The 6,000-nt window shown below is 45.0% G+C and carries 5 protein-coding genes and 1 pseudogene; all 6 read right to left on the reverse strand.

Annotation, left to right across the window (positions count from 1 at the left end):
• Positions 1 to 64: 64 nt before the first annotated feature.
• On the reverse strand, positions 65 to 925 hold the full coding sequence (locus tag C232_RS0108885) for a ParB/RepB/Spo0J family partition protein (RefSeq protein WP_018663485.1): 861 nt from the start codon (positions 923 to 925) through the stop codon (positions 65 to 67).
• Complete coding sequence (locus C232_RS0108890) at positions 918 to 1,679, reverse strand: ParA family protein (RefSeq protein WP_018663488.1); 762 nt, start codon at positions 1,677 to 1,679, stop codon at positions 918 to 920. The genes C232_RS0108885 and C232_RS0108890 overlap by 8 nt, the downstream gene beginning before the upstream one ends.
• A 226-nt stretch (positions 1,680 to 1,905) precedes the next feature.
• Complete coding sequence (noc, locus tag C232_RS0108895) at positions 1,906 to 2,754, reverse strand: nucleoid occlusion protein (protein WP_018663491.1); 849 nt, start codon at positions 2,752 to 2,754, stop codon at positions 1,906 to 1,908.
• A 196-nt stretch (positions 2,755 to 2,950) separates the two neighbouring features.
• Positions 2,951 to 3,667: a 16S rRNA (guanine(527)-N(7))-methyltransferase RsmG gene (gene rsmG / locus C232_RS0108900; RefSeq protein WP_018663493.1), complete on the reverse strand. Its 717-nt coding sequence runs from the start codon at positions 3,665 to 3,667 to the stop codon at positions 2,951 to 2,953.
• Between the two features lie 75 nt (positions 3,668 to 3,742).
• Positions 3,743 to 5,632, reverse strand: a complete 1,890-nt coding sequence (gene mnmG / locus C232_RS0108905) for a tRNA uridine-5-carboxymethylaminomethyl(34) synthesis enzyme MnmG (RefSeq protein ID WP_018663495.1) — start codon at positions 5,630 to 5,632, stop codon at positions 3,743 to 3,745.
• Positions 5,633 to 5,839: 207 nt separating this feature from the next.
• A pseudogene (locus tag C232_RS19375) lies at positions 5,840 to 6,000 on the reverse strand (tRNA uridine-5-carboxymethylaminomethyl(34) synthesis GTPase MnmE); the annotation flags it as partial.

The following is a 6,000-nucleotide window of genomic DNA, read 5'->3' on the forward strand; positions in this document are numbered from 1 at the left end:
TTCCGTTTATCCTTATTCAAGTCAGTACTATTTCTCCATCGCATTTGCTTCGTACATCTATTGATCATGATTCTAGTGGGGAATGGGCATCCAGTATTTCCAGAATTCTCTCTAAGTCATCGTTTGACAAAAATTCAATTTCAATTTTTCCTTTTTTCTTTAATTGCTTAATGGTCACAGTGGTCCCAAATTTTTCGCGAAGTACCGTTTCATGCTCGCGGATAAAAATATCTTTCTCCGGTTTTTCTTTTTTTGTTTCACGTGAAACGTTTTGGTTGATGCTCTGGACGAGTTTTTCAAGCTGGCGGACACTTAACCCTTCCGCAATGGTTTTATCCGCCAATTCCTGCATTTTCTCTTTGTTTTCAAGTCCTAACAAAGTCCGTCCATGCCCCATGGATAATTTCCCATTTGACATCAAATCCTTTATGGCTGCCGGCAAAGATAAAATTCTGAGGTGATTGGCAATATATGGACGGCTTTTCCCGAGCCGTTTCGCAAGTTCTTCCTGCGTCATCTCCAGTTTTTCAAGCAAAAACTGGTAAGCATTGGCTTCTTCAATCGGCGTTAAATCTTCCCGCTGCAAATTTTCCAAGACCGCGAGTTCCATCATTTGCTGATCCGATAAATTACGGACAACAACAGGAACAGTAGTGAGTTTCGCTGCTTTTGCGGCCCTGAACCTTCGTTCGCCGACAATAATCTCGTAACCTTTAATACTTTTCCGGACAATCAACGGCTGCAGGATCCCGTGCTGGATAATGGATTCTTTTAATTCATTAAGCGCTTCCGGCTCAAAGACTTTACGCGGCTGATAAGGATTCGGCCGCAATTCTTTGATCTTTACTTCCTGTACGGAATCTTCCTTGTCAACATCCATATTGGCAAATAAAGCATTGATACCTTTGCCAAGACCTTTAGCCATTTGCCGCCACTTCCTTTGCTAAGTCTAAATAAACTTCTGCCCCGCGTGATTTCGGATCATAAATAATAATGGGCTGCCCGTGGCTCGGTGCCTCGCTTAAGCGGACATTGCGCGGGATAATCGTATGGTAAACCTTATCCCGGAAATATTTCTTAACCTCTTCAATCACCTGAAGTCCCAAATTGGTCCGCGCATCCAGCATCGTAAGCAGAACCCCTTCAATCATCAGTTCATGATTCAAATGTTTTTGCACGAGCCGGACGGTGTTCAAAAGCTGGCTTAACCCTTCCAGTGCATAATACTCGCATTGGACGGGGATTATCACCGCATCCGAGGCAGTCAGTGCATTTAAAGTTAACAGCCCTAATGATGGAGGGCAATCAATAATAATAAAATCATAATCATCTTTTACCGAAGCAAGTGCCCGTTTCAAACGGACTTCTCTCGAGATCGTTGGAACAAGTTCAATTTCAGCGCCCGCTAACTGGATGGAAGCAGGCACAGAATAAAGCCCTTCTACTGTTGTTGCTTGAATGACTTCTTTAATATCCACATCGTCTACTAATACATCATAAATACACTGCTGTACATCGCCTTTATCAATTCCTGCGCCGCTTGTCGCATTTCCCTGGGGATCTGTATCAATCAGCAGCACTTTTTTTCCGATATATGCTAAGCAGGCACCTAAGTTGACAGAAGTGGTTGTTTTTCCAACGCCGCCCTTTTGGTTGGCAATTGAAATCACTTTTCCCACGGTTGCCACCTACCTTTTTTTGAAAACAAAATGATTCCTTTTTGTTATTTGTGCCAGTATACCGTGTAAACATCCGGTTGCGGGGCACTTCTTTATACAATTTTCGCAGCTTTATAGAATGAAAAACACATAATCCTATTGTATCAAAGTTTATAAGATTCGTTTAGCCCGGAAATTCATTAAAACGAACTCTGAAAAAAGAAACCTGTCTTCCAAGTTTCTTTCTTCATGATTTTGTTTTTTTCGGAATGCGGATTGTGATTTGGTAATAGTCATCGAAATCTTCTTCCTTTGAATCCAGGTGTATGCCGTTGTCCGTTACCATCGACATCGATTGGCGGATGGTATTCACGGCAATCCGCATATCTTTACTGAAAGCCTGCCGGCGCGGCTTCGCTTTTTTCTCCGGTTTATTCAACAAACGTGTAATATAATCTTCTGTTTGTTTGACATTGAAATTTTTGGCAATGATTTCCTGGAGGGCGCGAATTTGCTTCTCAGGTTCTTTTAAAGGAATTAATGCACGTGCATGCCGTTCTGTAATCTCTTTTTGCAACAAGGCATCCTGTACTTCCCGGGGCAGCTTAAGAAGGCGCAGCTTATTCGCAACAGTAGATTGCCCCTTTCCGAGGCGCTGTGCTAAAGCTTCCTGTGTTAAATGGTGAAGTTCCAACAGTTTTCCGTAAGCCATGGCTTCTTCAATCGGAGTGAGCTCTTCACGCTGCAAGTTTTCAATTAAAGCGACAGATGCGGTTTCCGTATCACTTAAATTTTTTATGATGGCGGGAACGGTTTCCCATCCCAGCTTCTGTACGGCCCGAAATCTGCGTTCTCCCGCAATAATCTCATATTCGCCCGTGTCATACTCACGGACAACAATTGGCTGGATGATGCCATGGGTATGGATTGTGCGGGCTAATTCATCTATTTTCTCTTCATTGAAAATGGATCTTGGCTGAAACCGGTTGGGAATAATATGTGCAACGGATATTTTTTTAATTTCATCATTTTCTACTTCCAGTTCACCTTCAATTTCTTCATCCACCCCAAAAAAACGAGAGAAAGGATGCTTCATGATCGTACACCACCTTATAGATTCTCCCTAACTATTTATTCTCTATTATAAGACAAGTTCCTGCTTCGCCTGGTTTATTTTTCGAATAATCAACAATGATACCTATCCATGATTGATGAAAACTGGCATTTTATGGTGAGGCATGGCATTTTTTTGAAAAAGGGGCTGCCTCAAACAGGGCCTGGTTCCGGGATGATTATTCCAACGGAAGCCTGTTTGGTGTGCCCGGCTTACGCGGATACTTTTTAGGAGTTGCTTTTACTTTTTTTATGATAATGATACTTCTTTCGCTTTCTTCAAAAGGGAGGCTGAATGAGAAAATATTTTCTATGTCCCCGCCTAACAACTTGATGGCTTTTTCAGCCGTTTTTAACTCATCTTTGGCATGCTGGGCTTTCATGGCAACGAATTGGCCGCCTTGCCTGGCCAGCGGCAAACAAAGTTCCGAAAGGACAGACATTCTCGCAACGGCCCGCGCTGTCACCAGATCATATTTTTCACGGTGTGCCTGGCTTTGGGCAAATGTTTCGGCGCGGTCATGAAACAATGAAACTTTGGTCAATCCGAGATGCTCTGTCAGGTTTTGCAAAAAAGAGATCCGCTTTTGCAGAGAGTCAACGATTGTAATATCGAGCTGCGGAAAACAGATTTTTAACGGGATGCTTGGAAAGCCTGCGCCTGCACCTACATCGCAAATCCGGATTGATTGATTCAGATTGGTATACATTGCAGCAGTGACGGAATCGTAGAAATGTTTTAAGTAAACTTCTTCTTTGTCTGTAATAGCCGTTAAATTCATTTTTTGGTTCCATTCGATCAGCAATTCGTAATATGTTTCAAATTGCCTCATTTGCTTTTCATCAAGTTCAATGCCTTTTTCAGCGAGCAGATGAATGAATTGTTCGGTATTCATTTTTCCATCCTTTCAAATCAAGAGCTATGTAAAAGCATGAAGCCGGAAAGTTATTTGTCCAGCTTCACTGCTTGCTTATCCATGCATTTTTGCAATTTTGCCTTGCTCAATATACACGAGCAGGATTGAAATATCAGCCGGGTTAACGCCTGAAATCCGCGACGCCTGGGCAATCGAAATTGGGCGGACTTTGTTTAACTTTTGCCGCGCTTCTGTTGCCAGTCCGTTAATGGCATCATAATCAATATCGGCTGGAATTTTCTTATCTTCCAGTTTTTTCATTCTTTCCACTTGCTGCAGTGATTTATCAATATAGCCCTCGTATTTGATTTGGATTTCCACTTGTTCTTCCACTTCAGGCGGAAGCGCGGTTTCCGCAGGGGCAAGCATGTTGATATGCTGATAGTTCATCTCAGGCCGTTTCAGTAAATCAGCGGCACGAATCCCATCTTTTAGTTCACTTCCGCCTGCTTTTCGAATCAGTTCCTGTGTCTTCTCATTCGGTTTAATGATGATCGATTTCAGCCGTTTGATTTCCTGCTCGATGGCTTGCTTTTTTACTAAAAATTTCTGGTAGCGTTCTTCAGAGATCAAGCCGACTTGATAGCCGATTTCGGTTAATCGCAAGTCTGCGTTGTCATGGCGCAAAAGCAGCCGGTATTCCGCACGGGACGTCAGCAGGCGGTAAGGTTCCCTTGTCCCCTTTGTCACCAAATCGTCAAGCAGAACGCCGATATAGGCATCCGAGCGGCTTAATATAATTTCCTCTTTACCCATTGCCTTACGGGCTGCATTGATGCCGGCGATGATTCCTTGTCCGGCAGCTTCTTCGTAACCGGAAGTGCCATTTATCTGGCCGGCAGTATATAGATGCGCTAATTGCTTCGTTTCAAGTGTCGGCCAAAGCTGTGTCGGCGTGATCGCATCGTACTCGATGGCATAGCCGGGGCGCATCATTTTTGCGTTTTCCAGCCCTTCAATGGAGCCAAGGATCTCTCTTTGCACTTCTTCCGGCATGCTTGTTGACAGCCCCTGGACATAGACTTCTTCTGTATGGCGTCCCTCTGGTTCGAGAAAGAGCTGGTGGCGCGGCTTGTCATGGAACCGGACAACCTTGTCTTCAATCGACGGGCAGTAACGCGGTCCTGTCCCTTTGATCATGCCGGAAAACATCGGTGCGCGGCCGAGATTGGCATCAATGATCGCGTGGGTCCGTTCATTTGTGTATGTCAGCCAGCACGGGAGCTGGTCTGTGATGTATTTAGTCGTTTCATAGCTGAATGCCCGCGGCTCCTCATCACCGGGCTGGATTTCAGTTTTGCTGTAGTCAATCGTATTGCTGTTGACGCGCGGCGGTGTCCCGGTTTTAAAGCGGACGAGGTCAAAACCAATGTCCTGCAGGTTTTCTGCAAGCCTGACCGACGGCTGCTGGTTGTTTGGCCCGCTTGAATATTTTAATTCGCCGATAATGATTTCACCGCGCAGAAAAGTGCCGGTTGTCAAAACAACAGTCTTAGCTGTATATTTTGCGCCTGTTTTGGTGACAACTCCCTTGCAGACGCCGTCCTCGATGACCAATTCCTCTACCATACCTTGCAGCAAGGTCAGATTTTCCTGATTTTCAATGGTTCGTTTCATTTCACGCTGGTATTCCACTTTATCAGCTTGTGCCCTTAATGCCTGGACAGCAGGGCCTTTGCCGGTGTTCAGCATTCTCATTTGAATATAAGTTTTATCAATATTTCTTCCCATTTCCCCGCCCAGTGCATCAATTTCCCGGACGACAATCCCTTTTGCCGGGCCTCCGACAGACGGGTTGCATGGCATGTAGGCGATCATGTCTAAATTGATCGTGATCATTAAAGTTTTGGCGCCTATTCTTGCGGCGGCCAGGCCTGCTTCACATCCGGCATGGCCGGCACCGACAACAATGACGTCATATTGCCCTGCATCATATTGTTGCATTGCTTGAATCGCTCCTTTGTTCAATAAAAGATTCTATCGTAGGACTGTTGCCTGTCGCCGATGAGCTAGCTTTTCGCTTTTCTATTGTCCAGCTGCGGGCGCTATCGGCTCGCGGTCAACCGGTCCTGCCCCATTGAAGTCATAGGGCGGACTTCCCTGGTGCCGGCCCAGTTGCCTGTCGCCGATAATCTAGCGCCCTCCGCTTTTCTATTTCCCGAGGCAGAATTGGGAGAATAGTTGATTTAGCAGGCTTTCCTGGACGGTGTCGCCGATGATTTCACCGAGCAGTTCCCATGTTCTTGTTAAATCGATTTGGATTATATCAATCGGGGTTCCCATTTTTATGCCATTCAATACGTCTTCTATTG

Origin of the sequence: Heyndrickxia acidiproducens DSM 23148, assembly GCF_000374345.1 — a bacterium.
Lineage (GTDB): Bacteria > Bacillota > Bacilli > Bacillales > Bacillaceae_C > Weizmannia > Weizmannia acidiproducens.